General features: G+C 37.6%; 12 protein-coding genes. 8 read left to right on the top strand and 4 right to left on the bottom strand.

Going from position 1 to position 15057, the window contains the following annotated elements; genetic code table 11:
* Positions 1 to 153: 153 nt before the first annotated feature.
* Complete coding sequence (locus LVD15_RS22790) at positions 154 to 600, bottom strand: sll1863 family stress response protein (RefSeq protein ID WP_233777497.1); 447 nt, start codon at positions 598 to 600, stop codon at positions 154 to 156.
* Between the two features lie 257 nt (positions 601 to 857).
* On the opposite strand from LVD15_RS22790, the gene LVD15_RS22785 reads away from it, so the two are divergent.
* Positions 858 to 1061, top strand: coding sequence for a YtxH domain-containing protein (locus LVD15_RS22785; RefSeq protein ID WP_233777496.1), 204 nt, complete (start codon positions 858 to 860; stop codon positions 1059 to 1061).
* 77 nt (positions 1062 to 1138) lie between these two features.
* Positions 1139 to 1303 (top strand): hypothetical protein, encoded by a 165-nt coding sequence (locus LVD15_RS22780; RefSeq protein WP_233777495.1) that lies wholly within the window; start codon positions 1139 to 1141, stop codon positions 1301 to 1303.
* Here LVD15_RS22780 and LVD15_RS22775 read toward each other — a convergent pair.
* On the bottom strand, positions 1287 to 1970 hold the full coding sequence (locus tag LVD15_RS22775) for an alpha/beta hydrolase family protein (protein WP_233777494.1): 684 nt from the start codon (positions 1968 to 1970) through the stop codon (positions 1287 to 1289). The two genes, LVD15_RS22780 and LVD15_RS22775, sit on opposite strands and share 17 nt — an antisense overlap.
* A 95-nt stretch (positions 1971 to 2065) precedes the next feature.
* Positions 2066 to 3415 (bottom strand): sensor histidine kinase, encoded by a 1350-nt coding sequence (locus LVD15_RS22770; protein WP_233777493.1) that lies wholly within the window; start codon positions 3413 to 3415, stop codon positions 2066 to 2068.
* A 202-nt stretch (positions 3416 to 3617) separates the two neighbouring features.
* Between LVD15_RS22770 and LVD15_RS22765 the strand changes: the two genes are divergently transcribed.
* The 3 genes from LVD15_RS22765 (at position 3618) to LVD15_RS22755 (ending at position 6221) form a co-directional block, all read left to right on the top strand.
* Positions 3618 to 4310: a response regulator transcription factor gene (locus LVD15_RS22765; RefSeq protein WP_233777492.1), complete on the top strand. Its 693-nt coding sequence runs from the start codon at positions 3618 to 3620 to the stop codon at positions 4308 to 4310.
* 88 nt (positions 4311 to 4398) lie between these two features.
* Positions 4399 to 5880, top strand: coding sequence for a peroxidase family protein (locus LVD15_RS22760; RefSeq protein ID WP_233777491.1), 1482 nt, complete (start codon positions 4399 to 4401; stop codon positions 5878 to 5880).
* Positions 5881 to 6032: 152 nt separating this feature from the next.
* Positions 6033 to 6221, top strand: a complete 189-nt coding sequence (locus LVD15_RS22755) for a hypothetical protein (protein ID WP_233777490.1) — start codon at positions 6033 to 6035, stop codon at positions 6219 to 6221.
* 11 nt (positions 6222 to 6232) lie between these two features.
* Here the strand turns inward: LVD15_RS22755 and LVD15_RS22750 are convergent, their stop codons facing one another.
* Positions 6233 to 7600 (bottom strand): sigma-54-dependent transcriptional regulator, encoded by a 1368-nt coding sequence (locus LVD15_RS22750; RefSeq protein WP_233777489.1) that lies wholly within the window; start codon positions 7598 to 7600, stop codon positions 6233 to 6235.
* A 186-nt stretch (positions 7601 to 7786) separates the two neighbouring features.
* On the opposite strand from LVD15_RS22750, the gene LVD15_RS22745 reads away from it, so the two are divergent.
* From LVD15_RS22745 to LVD15_RS22735, 3 genes are all read left to right on the top strand, one after another.
* Positions 7787 to 10150, top strand: coding sequence for an ABC transporter permease (locus LVD15_RS22745; RefSeq protein ID WP_233777488.1), 2364 nt, complete (start codon positions 7787 to 7789; stop codon positions 10148 to 10150).
* Between the two features lie 2 nt (positions 10151 to 10152).
* Positions 10153 to 12558, top strand: coding sequence for an ABC transporter permease (locus tag LVD15_RS22740; protein WP_233777487.1), 2406 nt, complete (start codon positions 10153 to 10155; stop codon positions 12556 to 12558).
* 87 nt (positions 12559 to 12645) lie between these two features.
* Entirely contained in the window at positions 12646 to 15057 is a 2412-nt protein-coding gene (locus LVD15_RS22735; protein ID WP_233777486.1) for an ABC transporter permease, read from the top strand.

Below are 15057 nucleotides of genomic sequence, written 5' to 3'. Positions count from 1 at the left end.
CAGAAATAAGAAAGATATACGTCCAGTTACCCATTTCGTAACCCACATGTAATATTCCCCATAATAAGGTGAGTATTAGTGGAAAAGGCATAAATAACTTAAGCATATATCTTTCTATTGGTTAGGTTTTGGTTATTGTGGTTCTTCTATGGATTAAACGTTATCGTTGTCACCTTCAAAAAAGTCTTCTACGTCTTGCGCAGCTTTTTCTACTCCAGCTTTGGCATCATTAAAACCTTTTTTGATATCGGCTTTAGTGTTTTCCCAGTTTTCTTCAGAAGACTTTTCAACTTCTTCTAATTCTTCATTAAGCTCTTTTCTTTTGTCTTTTAAGTTGTCGATAAGCTCATCATATTCTTCTTCAGCTTCATCGCTTAGCTCATCTGCCTGATCTTTTTTCTTAGCAGTGAAGCGGTCAATCTTATTGTCTATTTTCTCTAATTCACTTTCTATATCAGCTTTTAGCTCGTCTCTTTCTCTTTTAAAATCTTCTACTGTGATTTGATCATCATTATCAGCTTCTGTGGTCTTTTGAGCATCACATGCTACCATCACTGATGATAAAAATATAATCGCGAATAATAAATTAAATAGTTTCATGGTAATTCATATTTGGTTTTAGTTCATCACAACCTTAGAAAAAGGTGTGCCATATTAAAAAGTCCTTTATTTTAATATTTTGAGGTTTTATTAAAATTATGGTGTGGTATTTAATACACGGTAGTTGAGATTTATCCACCAGTAACTACACTATTTTTGGGGCCTCTCTTTTAAATAGACGGTAAACTAATTAATTTCATAAAGTCAGTTGGCATATTATTTTCTATCCTAACGTTTATAATAAAACCAATATCACAATGGAAAAAGGTAAAATCATTTTAGGAGTTTTATTAGGTGCTAGTGTAGGCGTGGTAGCCGGAGTACTGTTTGCACCTAGAAAAGGGAAAGATACCTTGCAGCTTATCGAGGATTCTATAGATAAGAAGCTGGATGAGTTCTTCAACCAATCAGAAAAAGTGAAAGAAAAAGGGAAAAAGAAGATTAAAGAAATGGCTGATTAAGCTCAGAACGAATTATGAAAGGCCTATGTTGAACAAACAAGGCCTTTTTTGATTTATATAGCAAAACCCACTCTAATATGAAAACTCTTAAATGGTCTACAGTGCTTTTGTTTCTCGCCTTGTTATTACCTGGTTGTGAAGTAATAGGAGGTATTTTTAAAGCCGGTTTCTGGACTGGTATTTTGCTGGTATTTTTAATTGTGGCTATAGTAATATGGCTTTTTGTTAAGATTCGCCGTTAAGGATATTATCAATCCATTCTCGGGTAGCTGTGGCCAGCATTTCTATAGATTCATCTACATTAACATTGCTTTTCTTTAAATAGGCAAATGAATGATCAGCTCCTTCAAAATATTTTACTGTAGAAAGCGTCAATCCGCTAGTAACCTGGTCTAACAGTTCGGGTGTGGCCAGCTTGTCTCTCGTGCCTTGTAAAAATAACATGGGCTGCTCCACAGCTTTTAAATGCTCTGCACGATCTATAGAGGGTTTACCTGGTGCATGAAGGGGAAAGCCATAAAAAACAAGGCCTTTGATATAGTCAGGCTGCCATTCAGACAATAATTGCGAGGTCATTCTGCCGCCGAAAGATTTACCCGCAGCAAATAGGGGAGTGTCAGGGAAATCCTGATGTACAGCTTTTATAATCTGTTCAATAGTCTTAGTTGCTTTTTTTGGTCGATCAGGCATTTTTTTACCTGCTTCCATGTATGGAAACTGGTATCTAAGGGTAGAAATGCCGTTTTCCTGTAATTTAACAGCCAGGAGCTTCATGAAAGGGTGGTACATGCCAGCTCCGGCTCCATGACCCAATACCATTTGAGCTACGGCATCTTTTGCATATAACCATTCTGCGCTAACGGAACCGATGTCATCCGAAATAAATACTGTAGTAGTCGTTTTAGCCATATTAATAGTTTCTTCTTCAAAGGTAATATAAACCAACAGGAATGAAGACCTATTTGTGATTTAACCGATCTTATGACTAAGGGTATTTACACTAACTAAAATTGCAAATAAAATGACGTGCCTTTATCTGTGCTGCTCACTTGTATGTTACCATTGTGTGCTCGCATAATTTGTCGGGATAGGCTTAGACCTATACCTGAGCCATCTTTTTTAGTGGTGAAAAAAGGAATGAATATATTGTCTAATTCTTCTTTCGGTATTCCCGGCCCATTGTCATCTATTTGAATAATCTTCTGCCCTTTATGCTGGTAAGTATGGATGTATATTTCAGCATTCTTGGTATTGACTAATGCCTCCTTCGCATTTTTAATGATATTAATGAGTACTTGCTCTATCAAATCATGGTCTATAAGTAAAGGCATGCTCTCTCCTGAGAGGGAAAAATGAATGTCGTTCTCTTCCAGCTGCTGCTTAAAAAGGGGAATTATAGAATTGAAAAGTTCTTGCGAAGTAATGGTTCTTAACTCCGGCTGTGGCACCTTGGCCAGCTCTCCATAGGCATTTATAAAGTGTACCAGCCCTTTGCTTCTTTTGTCAATAGTTTTGATGCCTAAATGCAGATCATTAAGGTCTTCTTCATCTAAAGTAGATAGGTCTATGAGATGCCCATCATGGTTGGTGATGAGCTGTATAATTACAGAAGTAAGGGTAGAAATGGGGATGGCAGAGTTTTTTATTTCATGCGTCAGTACTCGTATTAAGCGCTGCCATGATTCTACTTCTTTCTCGTCTAGTTCAGCTTTTATATTTTGTAATGAAATCAGTTTATAAGGCACGCCTTCTAGCCTAATTTGTTTTGCACTGACCGATAGGTTTAAGTATTCATTATCTATAGATAGCTTAATGAGCTCTTTTTGGCCACTTTCTATCCGTAGTATGAGTGAAGTAAGGTCTGCATTGATGAGTTTTAATGAATCAATTTGATTGATAAAAGGTTTTTTAAACAACTCTTTAGCCGCCTGATTAATGACATTAATGGCATTAGTATCTTCTCTATAGCTCAGCATAGGTACCGTGGCATGCTCAACTATGGTTTGCAAAAAATGATAATTAGATTCCTTTTCCTTCCTTAGTTTTTGAAATTCGCCGGTTATAATATTAAAAGCCTGGTGCAGATCCAGGTCATGTTTATCAGACAGTAGTCTGCTATAATTTCCGCTGAAGTCATTTTGCTTTACGCTAATGAGAAAGCCAGTAAGGTCAGCCTTTACCTTTTCCAGATACCTGATCAGCCGATAGGTGAGGATAAAGCTAAACAAGAACAACCAAAAGCTCACCAGCCAGAAATAAGTATGCGTAAGTATATAAATTCCTGATACGCTGAGAATTATAATCAACAGTAGGCGAGTGATAATTTTAGCTCTAAAAGAAAGTCTGAATTGCATAGTTCTTAAATATACTACAATATGGGCTTAAGAGAAGCTATATAAAATTACTTAAGTAAGATTTGTGAGTGTTGAATAATAGTTATATATTGAAATTCCAATAAATATTATGCATATATATTGTATTTTTATTATAAGTTGTTTAATAGTGTTTTAAAATAATACTAAAATTATTTATTGTAGGCTTTAATTTTACAAATTTATGAATCATACTCAGGAAATACTGCATACCGGCAGTGTTAACCTGTTATTGATTGATAAATGGCTTTGCGAAGGAAGAATAGCTTTGGAAGAAGTAGGGGAGATGATGCCTTTTGTCTTTCATTTGGATAACACTGATCTATCTATACAATATCTTAATCCTGAAGGATGCCAGCAACTCAATCTGAGCTTATCTGAAGCTCGTAGTTTAAAAAGTACTTTTGTTACTAAGTATTATCATTCATCCTGCCATCATGTTAGGCATGATTTGAGCCAGTTTTATGATAAGAATGATTACTTCCGTAGTTATAGTAATATTATAAAAATGCTGGATCCTGATACTGCAGAATACAAAGCTACTTTGCTTACTGCCAAAAGGTCGCGCTTGCATGATGGCTTTTATGTAACCACAGAATCTATGGACAAGGTGTCTTACTCATCTAAAAAGCTACAGCGCATGATGGGTGAAGAACAATTCGTAAAAAAGCGTTATGAAGTCTTCGCTAGTCTCACAGAGCGAGAAAGAGAAGTATTAACACTTCTTGCCTTGGGCCATAACAATCCTTCTATAGCTGATTATTTGTTTATAAGTAGAAAGACCGTAGAGCAACATCGAAAAAACATTAATAAAAAGCTCAATAGCAATTCTTTTGTTACGCTAATGAAATATGCACAAGCATTTGATTTAGTGTAATCCCCTGAACCACCACCTTCCATTACTCGGAGGTCTGAACGTGAATGTCCTTTTTCAATTATTAGCGTCGTAACTAAATTTTATAACTATGGCTCAAATATTAGGCGAAAAGCATATTCATGGCATGGCTAAGGCTCAAGGCTGCAGCCACTTGCAACTAGGAACCTTCTGTAAAATGTTTCCTAAATTATCTACCTGGGCAGCAGACTATGGCATTAGTGGAGATAAGGAAGCGGCACGCATTGCAGCACTTTTAGGTGGAGCTAATGGGGTAATGCATGATGTTAGATTAGAATCTGCCAACAGTGATATTCCTGCAGCATATACTTTTTTTGCTCAGTTTATTGATCATGATGTTACTCTTGATACTACCACAGCCTTGCATGGAGGGGAGCAGAAAGCCGAGAAATTGATGATGGTAAGCTGTCCTGCTCATAAAGGGCACCATCATCATGAGGCATTGCCTAACCTCAGATCAGCTTCATTAGACCTTGATTGTATCTATGGCTTTGGCCCTGAGGCCAGTCCGTATTTGTATGATGACAGTCAGCATGGCAGGTTGCTTACGGGCAATGAGTTTAATGAAAATGATTTGGCCAGAACCAAAACCGGAACGGCTCTAATAGGAGACCCCAGAAACGATGAAAATATCTTTGTGGCTCAGATGCAGCTTCTTTTTATTCGCTTTCATAATAGGCGGCTGGTAGGTAGAGATTTTAAAGAGGCCAAGCAAGATGTAATTTACCATTATCAATACCTGGTCTTAAATGATTTTCTTAAACGAGTATGTGATGAAAAGATCTATGATTACGTGCTCAACGAAATTAAGAATAATGAATACCCCAAGTATGATATTGTAGATCCTTTTGGACGTATCTGTATGCCGGTAGAGTTTTCTGTGGCGGCCTATCGCTTTGGTCATACATTGGTAAGATCATTATACCCCATAAACTCAGAATATACAGCTATAGAGTTGTTTGATGAGCGTTTTAATACTTCTGGCTTTAGTCATGTACCCAAGGAGCTAACCATAGACTGGCGCTTTATTCTTGATGTAGACCCATGTCAGGACTATGCACGCTGTAAGGCCATAGACCATTTGCTTACTGATGAACTCATAAGAATGCCAGATGAAATAGTAGGTAAATTTTCCTCTCAGAATGATCATTCCTTAGCCTTTAGAAACTTGTTGCGCGGCTATGTCATGCTTTTGCCTTCCGGGCAGTCAGTAGCAAAGGCGTTGTCAGAGAAATATTCCATGATAGATCCTAATCAGGATTTGAAGCTCGAAAAGGTTTTTGCAGATAATGATATAAGTAAGAAAATAGCAGATAAGCTATGCGATCATACTCCTTTGTTCTTTTATCTTCTGCGTGAAGCGGACATTATAGGGAAGGGTGAAAAACTGGGACCTGTGGCGTCTGCCATTTTGCTGGAGGTGTTCGGCACTATGCTGTTACAATGTGACAGCTTTTTAAAGAAAGATTGGCAGCCCGATCCATGTTTGATGAGTGACAAACATGGCGAAAAAACATTCACTTTGGCAGATATTGTACGGTATATCAGCTAATTGTCTTCTAAATTCAACAAAATGTTCCATGTTGTGGAAATATGATGAGTGCTTAATTGATGTATAAGCTCGATTTAACGAAAATTAAAGCTCTTTTTAATTCTTGGTCAGGTTTTTGATATTAACCAGGCAAGATTAAAAAAATAATCACCATGGAAATAAATGATATATACAAGCAACATGCTACGGAGTTGAGCAATTTTGTGAAGAGAAATGTTTTTGTGAAATCTTTAAGACCAACAGAAGAAAACTCGACTAGTCCGTCGGGTACTCCGGGAGGAAATGTACTGCATAGCGATTATGATCAGAATCCTCTAAGTTACGAATATGTGTATAAGTGATAAGTAAGAAATTATAATCCATACTTATTCATTTTTCGATATAAAGTACTGCGGCCAAGACCTAACGTTTTGGCCGCTTTTGTTAAGTTACCACCGCTTTTTTCTAAAGCTTGCATAATGGTTTGCTTTTCTACGTCTCCTACGTTTAGAGATGCTTCGCTTACATTGAAGTTTACAGTTTTCTTCGTTAGAAAGTCATCTTCTGTAAGTGTACCGGCTGCCGACATAATGACCGCTCTTTCCACAGCATGCTGTAATTCTCTTACATTTCCGGGCCATGGGTATTGACTCAGTTTGCTCATTACCTCATCATTAACCGATAAGGACTTTTTGTCATATTTTGAGCCATACTTTTTTATGAAATGGTTAATCAGTAGAGGAATATCTCCTTTTCGTTCGCGTAGTGGGGGCAAGGAGATTTCAATGGTATTAATTCTATAAACCAGGTCCTCTCTAAATTGCTCCTGATCTACCATTTCGTTAATGTTTTTATTGGTGGCAGATATTAACCGGATATCAATGGCCGTAGACTTGTTAGCACCAACACGCGTAATTTGCCTGTTTTGCAATACGGAAAGCAGCTTGGCCTGATGTGCTAATGATATGTTACCTATTTCATCTAAAAACAGGCTACCTTGATCAGCAATTTCAAAACGGCCCGGCTTATCTGTTTTAGCATCTGTAAATGCGCCTTTAGTATGGCCGAAGAGCTCAGATTCAAACAGGTTATCTGATATTGCGCCTAAATCAACTTTTAAAAAGGCCTCTGATTTTCTTTTAGATAACTGATGAATAGCTCTTGCCACTAGTTCTTTTCCAGTGCCATTTTCTCCCAAAATAAGCACGTTGGCGTCTGTCGCTGCCACTTTTTTAATGGCATCATACACTTTTTTCATAGCCTCGGAGCTGCCAATCATTTCCCCCATCTGATCACTCAAGTCTTGATGGAGTACAGTTTTGGTTTCAGTTAGGCGTTCTATTTTTTTCTCAGATAATGCCAGTTGGTAAACAGTATTTACCGTAGCCAGGAGCTTCTCCTTTTCCCAAGGCTTCACTAAAAAATCTGTCGCACCTTCTTTCATACATTCAACTGCCAGCTGTATATCTCCATAAGCCGTATTCATAATTACTAAAGTAGCCGGGGTCAATTCCTTGATTTTCCGAAGCCAAAATAACCCTTCATTACCGCTCGTAGCTCCTACCTTAAAGTTCATATCAAGGATGATGATATCTATAGGCTCCTTTTTTAGTAGGCTTTCCAGACTTTTAGGGCTATTTTCAGTGATGATTTTTTGGTAATGAGCTCTTAAAATCATTTTAGCGGTGATGAGAACATCATCATCATCATCAAGAATTAGAATAGTGGCTTTCTTTTTCATTAAATTAATCGACAGCTTTATTTTCCTAAATCTAAAAACTGTATCATGTTGACACAAATAAACTGTATCATTATGATACGATTAAGGTGAATTTTAAAATTTTTATTTACTTAAAATATTGATATTCAGTATTTTGTGTTTGTGGCATGTGCGTGGCTTCTAATAAAAGAAAAAGGTTAAATAGATATGCTCAAAAATTACATAAAAGTAGCTTTTAGAAGTATTTTGAAACAGAGAACATTTTCTTTGATCAATATTATCGGATTGGCTTTCGGTCTTACTTGTGCTATTCTTATCTCATTATGGGTCAGAGATGAGTTGGCCTATGATCAGTTTCATGAGAATCATGATAGATTATACTTAACGGTTTCTGAAATTAAGATTGGTGGAGAAATTTCTTACTGGAATGCCACACCATTTGCGGTAGGGCCACTTTTGGCAGAAAAGGTGAGTGATGTGGAAAAAACCAGCCGTATATCAAGTGAAGTGGGGAGACTGTTTACTCATGGAGAAAAGAAGGTGAAGCCCTCAGGCATATATGTAGATTCAACTTTTTTACATATGTTTTCTTTCCCTTTGGTAGAAGGAGATGTTAATACTGCTTTGGATGATCCCTATAGTGTAGTGTTATCGAAGAAGTACGCAGAATCTCTTTTTGGTGATATATCAGCGATTAACAAAATAGTGGAAATGGCCGAAGGAGATAGCATCATTCAATACAAGGTTACGGGTGTATTGGAGGACTTGCCAAAACAGAGCTCGCTTGAATTCGATTTTCTCTTGCCTTTTGAGCCACAAAGTAGCTTTTCGGACAGTGATTGGTATAATTATAATGAAACCTTATTAGTAATGCTCAGGGAGGGTGCTGATAGATATAAGGTAGATCAGCAAATACGTGATTTCATGAAGGAGTATACTAAAGAAGAAGATGGTGAAGATTATACCCGGTTGCATTTATACTCTTTTAATGATTATCATCTAAAATCTGATATGAGTGCCGGTGTAGAAAATGCCACTGGCAAAATAGAATATGTACGCATGTTTACTATTGTGGCATTGGCTATAGTTTTAATAGCAGTGATGAATTTTATGAATCTATCTACTGCTAAATCTGGATTAAGAGCCAAGGAGGTAGGCATTAGAAAGACTTCTGGAGCTAAAAGGGGTATGCTCATATTTCAATTTCTGAGTGAATCTGTTATTATAACACTGATTAGCGCAGTATTGGCCGTGACTCTGGCAGATGTATGTTTACCATTATTTAACCAGCTGGTAGATAAGCAGCTGACCATTCCTTATACTGATCCACTTTTTCTTTTGGTGATATTAGGCCTTAGCCTGGTGGTAGGCATATTGGCGGGTAGTTACCCTGCATTTTATATTTCTGGTTTTCAACCCGTCACTATCTTAAAGGGAGCCAATCATAAATCAAAATCATTTGGAGGGATTAGGCGTATGTTGGTAGTGCTGCAGTTTGCCTTATCTATAGCCTTAATCAGTGGCACTATAATTATTTATGAGCAGATTCAGTTTGTAATGAACAAGGATCTGGGTATAGCCAGAGATAACCTGGTGCAACAGCCGCTGTATAAAGCCACCTTTCACAGAGAAAGTTACCTGAACGAAGTTCGTGCACTGCCAGGGGTGGCCTCAGTGGCAGCAGCAGATCAAAACCCATTGAATATCACCTCTACTTCATGGGGCGTAAGCTGGCCCGGAAGGCAAGATGAAGAAGCTCAGTTTCATGTAGTGCAGACAGATGAAGACTTTTTAAAAACCTTTAATCTAGACTTAGTGGTTGGCAGTAACTTTACAGCCGCTCCTAATGATGATAAGATCCAGTATATAGTTAATGAGGCCGCTATTAGAGCGATGGGCCTCACAGATCCTATTGGTGAAGAAATAACTGTTTGGGAAGCTAAAGCGCCTATTGTAGGTGTGGTAAAGGACTTTCATCATCAGAGTTTATTTCAAAAAATAGAGCCAGTAATTTTAAGATTGAAAAGAGATGCTACCTACAGAGCGTACATTAGGCTTACTGGAGAGCATACTTCAGAAACCTTAAGTGAGATAAAAGGCATTTTTGAAAAATATGATCAGTCATATCCTTTTACCTATTCCTTTTTAGATTCAGATCTTTCACAAAATTATGATCAGGTAACTACAGCAGGAAAACTCGCTAATATTTTTGCCATTGTAGCCATATTTATCTCATGCCTAGGCTTGTTTGGGCTTACGGCTTACATGACCGAGCAACGCACGAAAGAAACAGGCGTGAGAAAAGTATTTGGAGCTTCAGTTTTAAGCCTTACCAGTATGTTTTCAAAAGACTTCCTTAAGCTGGTATTCATATCGTTTATCATAGCTATTCCTTCGGCCTATTATTTTATCAATCGCTGGCTGGAAGAGTTTGCCTATAGGATTGATCTCAACGCCATACCATTTATAATAGCTGGTGTTGTGGCGGTATTCATAGCCTTAGTTACAGTAAGTTATAATACCATAAAAGCAGCCGTAGCTAATCCTATTAACTCATTAAGACAAGAGTAATAATGATTAGGAATTATTTGAAAATCGGTATAAGAAATTTGATTAAGGGCAAGGCCTTTTCAATAATCAATATTCTGGGTTTAGCTATTGGCATGGCCGCATTCCTGTTGATTATACAGTATGTGAGGTTTGAGAAAAGTTATGAAGACTTTAATGCTAACGTAGATAACATTTACCGGGTAACCCTGGATATGTACGATGGTAATGAATACATAGTAACTGATTGTGAGACCTATGGGCCATTAGGCCCTTTGTTAAAGGATAAATATCCTGAAGTAAAAGAATATGCACGCATGTTTTATACTGATGTGGTAGAGGTGAAATCGAGCAGTGAAAGCTTTTATGAAAGTCAGGTCTATTTCGCTGATCCTTCAGTGTTTGATGTATTTTCCTATTACATGTTAAAAGGCAATAAAGAGGAAGCCCTCAATAAGTCTTTTCAAGTGGTGCTCACACATTCTACAGCGTTGAAATATTTTGATACTGATGATGTCTTAGGCAAATCAATGAATATAGATGGGAATGAGTATCAGGTTACAGGAGTTATGGCGGATATTCCTCCTAATACACATCTCAAGTTTGATTTGCTTTTATCTCATCAGTCTATACCTAAAATATATGATTGGTATGAAAAATATGCCTGGCAGGGTAATAATGAATATACTTACTTACTCATGCAGCCCGGAACTGATTTGCCAGCTTTCAATAAAAAGTTAGAAAAGCTGTCTGAAGCACTGGAAGATGTTGAAGAAGAAGTATTTAAAGCAGGGCTCATTAGTGATATTCATTTGTATTCTGATAAAACATATGAGCCTGAGCCTACAGGAGGAGCACAAACGGTTTCTTTCTTATTACTCATAGCCATTTTTATAATTGCTATTGCCTGGGTCAACTACATAAACCTATCTACTTCCAGAGCTATCAGTAGAGCCAGGGAAGTGGGAGTGAGGAAGGTGCTAGGATCAGCTAAAGGCCAGTTGGTGTTTCAGTTTTTATTTGAATCGATTCTGGTAAACCTCATCGCTATAATCATAGCCTTTACGCTTATGCAGATAAGCCTGCCTTATTTCAGAGATATTTCGGGCCAACCTATAGCACTTAATGTAGTAACCGATTATCAGTTTTGGATATTGCTATTTGCCATTTTCATTATAGGCAGTTTATTGTCAGGAATATATCCTGCCATGGTGCTATCAGGTTTTAAGCCAGTGGTGGTTTTAAAGGGTAAACTGAAAAACTCAAGTCATGGTCAGTGGTTGCGTAAGGCATTGGTTGTTTTTCAGTTTTCGTGTACCATTTTTCTGATTATAGGTACGGCCGTAGTCTATTTGCAGCTAGACCACCTAAGAACCAGAGATTTGGGAATGAAACTGGAACACACATTGACTTTGAGAGGTCCGCAAATCAATGAAAATGATTCTATTCTCGATACAAAGCTTCAAGGATTTAAAAATCAATTACTTAATTATCCGAATATTCAAAACGTGGCATTTTCAGAGTCAGTGCCAGGCCTTAGTTTACATGAGCTGAGCAGCTCAACTGGAATAAGAAGATGGGGAGATAATTCAGGTGAAGGTAATGGCTTAATTTATTATGTGATAAGAGCGAATGCTGATTTTGTGCCTACATTAAGCATGGAGGTAATGAGTGGGCATAATTTCGACAATACCACAGCCCAGGGCAGTCAAATACTTATTAATCAACGGGCGGCAGAAGTGTTAGGCTTTGAATCGCCAGAAGCCGCGATTGGTGAAAAGATTACCTATTATTATGATCAGAAGCCCTCTACAATCATTGGAGTTATAAAGAACTTTTATCAGAGATCTCCGAAAGATAGCCATCTGCCTATGTTGTTTCCTTATAGACCTTTGGAAGACTATATTTCCATTAAAATTGGAGGTAAAGACACTAAAAGCACCCTGAGTACTATAGAGAAAGAATGGAATACCTTGTTCCCTGAAAGTACTTTTGATTACTTTTTTCTAGATAAAACTTATGATCAGCAATTTAAGGCTGATGCCAATTTTGGAGCAGTAATAACGGTGTTTGCAGTTCTGGCTATATTCATTGCTTGTCTTGGTTTGTTTGGACTTTCTTCCTTTAATATAGCTCAGCGCAATAAGGAAATGGGCATCAGAAAGATATTAGGTGCCTCTTTGGGTGAAATAGTGACTTTGTTATCTAAGGGTATAGCCATTTCTATTTTAATCGCTAATGTTTTGGCCATTCCTCTGGCTTATTTCTCTTTAAAAGAATGGTTAGCGAGTTATATTAATCATATAGAATTATCATGGTGGTTATTCGTATTTCCATTGTTCGTTGTAGGGCTTTTGGCTATGGTTACTATAGGTTTCAATACCATAAAGACCGCCATAGCTAATCCGGTAGACTCTTTGAGGCAAGAGTAATGACTATGTTAAAGTTAACTCGAGTTAACTTCAACATAATTATTTGATTATCAATTTATTAAATTCCACAATTTAAAATAGAATATAGTGTTTACTAACTTTCTGATACTGGCCTGGAGGAATATTAAGAAGCAAAAATGGTTTGCCGTTATCAATATTTTAGGTCTGGCTACAGGGCTAAGTGCCACCTTTCTGATTTTACTATTTATGGCGGATGAATGGCAAGCGAATAACTGGTTTAAGCACACCGAAAATCACTACATGCTAGAGTCTGAATGGGCAGCAGGAGTTAGCAGACCCGAGTTCACTACACTGGCTCCATTGGGTAAAGAACTGAAAGAGCAATACCCACAATTGGTGGCTAATTATTTCACCATAGACGCAGTCAGTTGTAATGTATCTGATGGAGAAAAGAAGAACTTCAGACTTAATTTACAAATTGCTGATGGCAATATGCTCACCATGTTCGGAATTCCACTGGTAACAGGAAATCCTCAAACGGCTATGGATGATCCCGATGGACTAGTGCTACAACACGATGTGGCTCTCAAGTTCTTTGGCTCTACCGACATATTAGGAAAAACACTTATTCTGGAAACGCAAAATGAAAATCATAACTCTAGAGGATTTAAGGAATATAGGATATCTGGAGTCATTGACCAAATACCTGAAAATTCTTTAACTGACAATTTGGGCGACAGGGTAGATATATATGTTAACAGCGCTAATGCAATATATTTTAGATCCGAGGATGTATTTCAATCATGGGGTAATTACATACTGCAGACCCGTTTGGAGCTTCAACCAGGAGTGTATCCGAAAGATTTGGAAAAGCCACTGCATGAATTGATTAGTGCTAATGCTCCTGATTTCCTAGCAAAAGACCTGACTGCAAAATTAACTCCTTTGAAATCTTATAATTTGATTCAAAATGAAGAGGCTAAGCAGCGTGTGCTTTTAGTTTTGGGCTTGGTGGCTTTGTTCATTCTTTTGATGGCCATGATCAATTTTGTAAATATATCCATTGGTATTGCTAATAGGAGAATGAAAGAAATAGGAGTAAGGAAGGCTATTGGCAGTAATAGAAAAGAGCTGATTTGGCAATTTCTGTTAGAGTCAACGCTGCTTTCTGTTTTGGCCTTTGCTCTGGCTATGAGCTTAATTCAGCTTGTTATTCCATATTATGCTCAGCTGCTTCAGAAGACTGGTTTTTCTAATATTAGCTTCTGGCCTCTAACATTGATAATGGGTTCCATAGCCATAATTACAGGTATACTATCCGGACTTTACCCCGCTCTGATCTTATCTAAGCTACATGTAGTGAAAGCTTTAAAGGGAAAAGTAATAGTTCGTCATAATGCATTCGATATTAAAAAGGTATTACTAGTAGCTCAGTTCAGCCTGGCTCTGTTTTTTATTTTGTCTACGCTCACCATAAGCTCTCAGATGGATTATCTTTTGAATAAAGATTTAGGATATGATAATAGTAATGTCCTCGTGGTTTCTTCAGTGCCCAGATGGTATGGTCCTTCAGGTGTATCCAAAATGCTAAGCATGAAGCACGAGTTTAACGAAATACCAGGTGTGCAACAAGTGAGTCTGTCTTATGAGATACCGGATGGCCGATTTGGCATGGAACAATCAGTGAAACCTTCCTCGGCTAACGAAGATAGTTACGAGCTGTTCGGTCAAATTATTTGTGACGCTGAGTATCAGGATGTATATGAGTTTGAAATGGCGGAGGGTCGTTTTTTTAATGATTCAGACAAGGCATTGAATAAGGTAGTGATTAATGAAACAGCAGCAAAATCATTATTTGGCGATAAACCCGCTGTGGGAGAAATGATAGATGAAAGAGTCATGAAGCAGAGAGAAATCATTGGAGTAGTAAAGGACTTTCATTTCAGTTCATTACACGAAAATATGAGAGGCCTGTATTTTACTCCTGTAGATTCTGCTGAGATTTTTCGTTTTTTAAGTTTTAAGTTGAATAGAAACACAAAAGACGTCACGGCGGCTATTGAGGCTAAATGGAGACAAGTATTTCCCCTGGTGCCGTTTGAAAGCTTCTTTCTGGAAGACAAGCTAACAGAGCTATACGCTGATGATACACAATTTAAAAAGGCTTTTAGTACGGCGTCTATTTTTGCCATATTGATTGTATTGGTGGGGGTATTTGGTGTTACTATGCAAAATTTCGCCTATAGAATTAAAGAAATAGGTATAAGAAAGGTGCTGGGAGCCAGTGCTTTAAATATTTGGAAGTTGTTAGGGAAAGAGCTACTGAGTGTATATAGCATAGCGGCATTCATGGGAGTAATGGCTGCTTATATGATGATGAATCAGTGGCTGCAAGGTTTCGCTTATAAAATTGCTCAGCCTTACATACTATACACATTCGGCATAATTGGCTTTTTAGTAATTATTATGTTTACCGTTTCCATAGAGCTCATCAAGGTGATAAGAATTAACCCGGTGGATAGCCTGAAAAGTGAATAG

The organism is Fulvivirga maritima (genome assembly GCF_021389955.1).
Taxonomy (GTDB): domain Bacteria; phylum Bacteroidota; class Bacteroidia; order Cytophagales; family Cyclobacteriaceae; genus Fulvivirga; species Fulvivirga maritima.
Note: the sequence above shows the minus strand (reverse complement) of the source record. Positions and strands in the feature narration are given on the sequence as shown.

Bases quoted from the DNA above. Each gene is read 5' to 3' on its own strand.
- LVD15_RS22790 (WP_233777497.1), bottom strand. From the start codon at position 600: ATGAAACTATTTAATTTATTATTCGCGATTATATTTTTATCATCAGTG.
- LVD15_RS22785 (WP_233777496.1), top strand. From the start codon at position 858: ATGGAAAAAGGTAAAATCATTTTAGGAGTTTTATTAGGTGCTAGTGTA.
- LVD15_RS22780 (WP_233777495.1), top strand. From the start codon at position 1,139: ATGAAAACTCTTAAATGGTCTACAGTGCTTTTGTTTCTCGCCTTGTTA.
- LVD15_RS22775 (WP_233777494.1), bottom strand. From the start codon at position 1,970: ATGGCTAAAACGACTACTACAGTATTTATTTCGGATGACATCGGTTCC.
- LVD15_RS22770 (WP_233777493.1), bottom strand. From the start codon at position 3,415: ATGCAATTCAGACTTTCTTTTAGAGCTAAAATTATCACTCGCCTACTG.
- LVD15_RS22765 (WP_233777492.1), top strand. From the start codon at position 3,618: ATGAATCATACTCAGGAAATACTGCATACCGGCAGTGTTAACCTGTTA.
- LVD15_RS22760 (WP_233777491.1), top strand. From the start codon at position 4,399: ATGGCTCAAATATTAGGCGAAAAGCATATTCATGGCATGGCTAAGGCT.
- LVD15_RS22755 (WP_233777490.1), top strand. From the start codon at position 6,033: ATGGAAATAAATGATATATACAAGCAACATGCTACGGAGTTGAGCAAT.
- LVD15_RS22750 (WP_233777489.1), bottom strand. From the start codon at position 7,600: ATGAAAAAGAAAGCCACTATTCTAATTCTTGATGATGATGATGATGTT.
- LVD15_RS22745 (WP_233777488.1), top strand. From the start codon at position 7,787: ATGCTCAAAAATTACATAAAAGTAGCTTTTAGAAGTATTTTGAAACAG.
- LVD15_RS22740 (WP_233777487.1), top strand. From the start codon at position 10,153: ATGATTAGGAATTATTTGAAAATCGGTATAAGAAATTTGATTAAGGGC.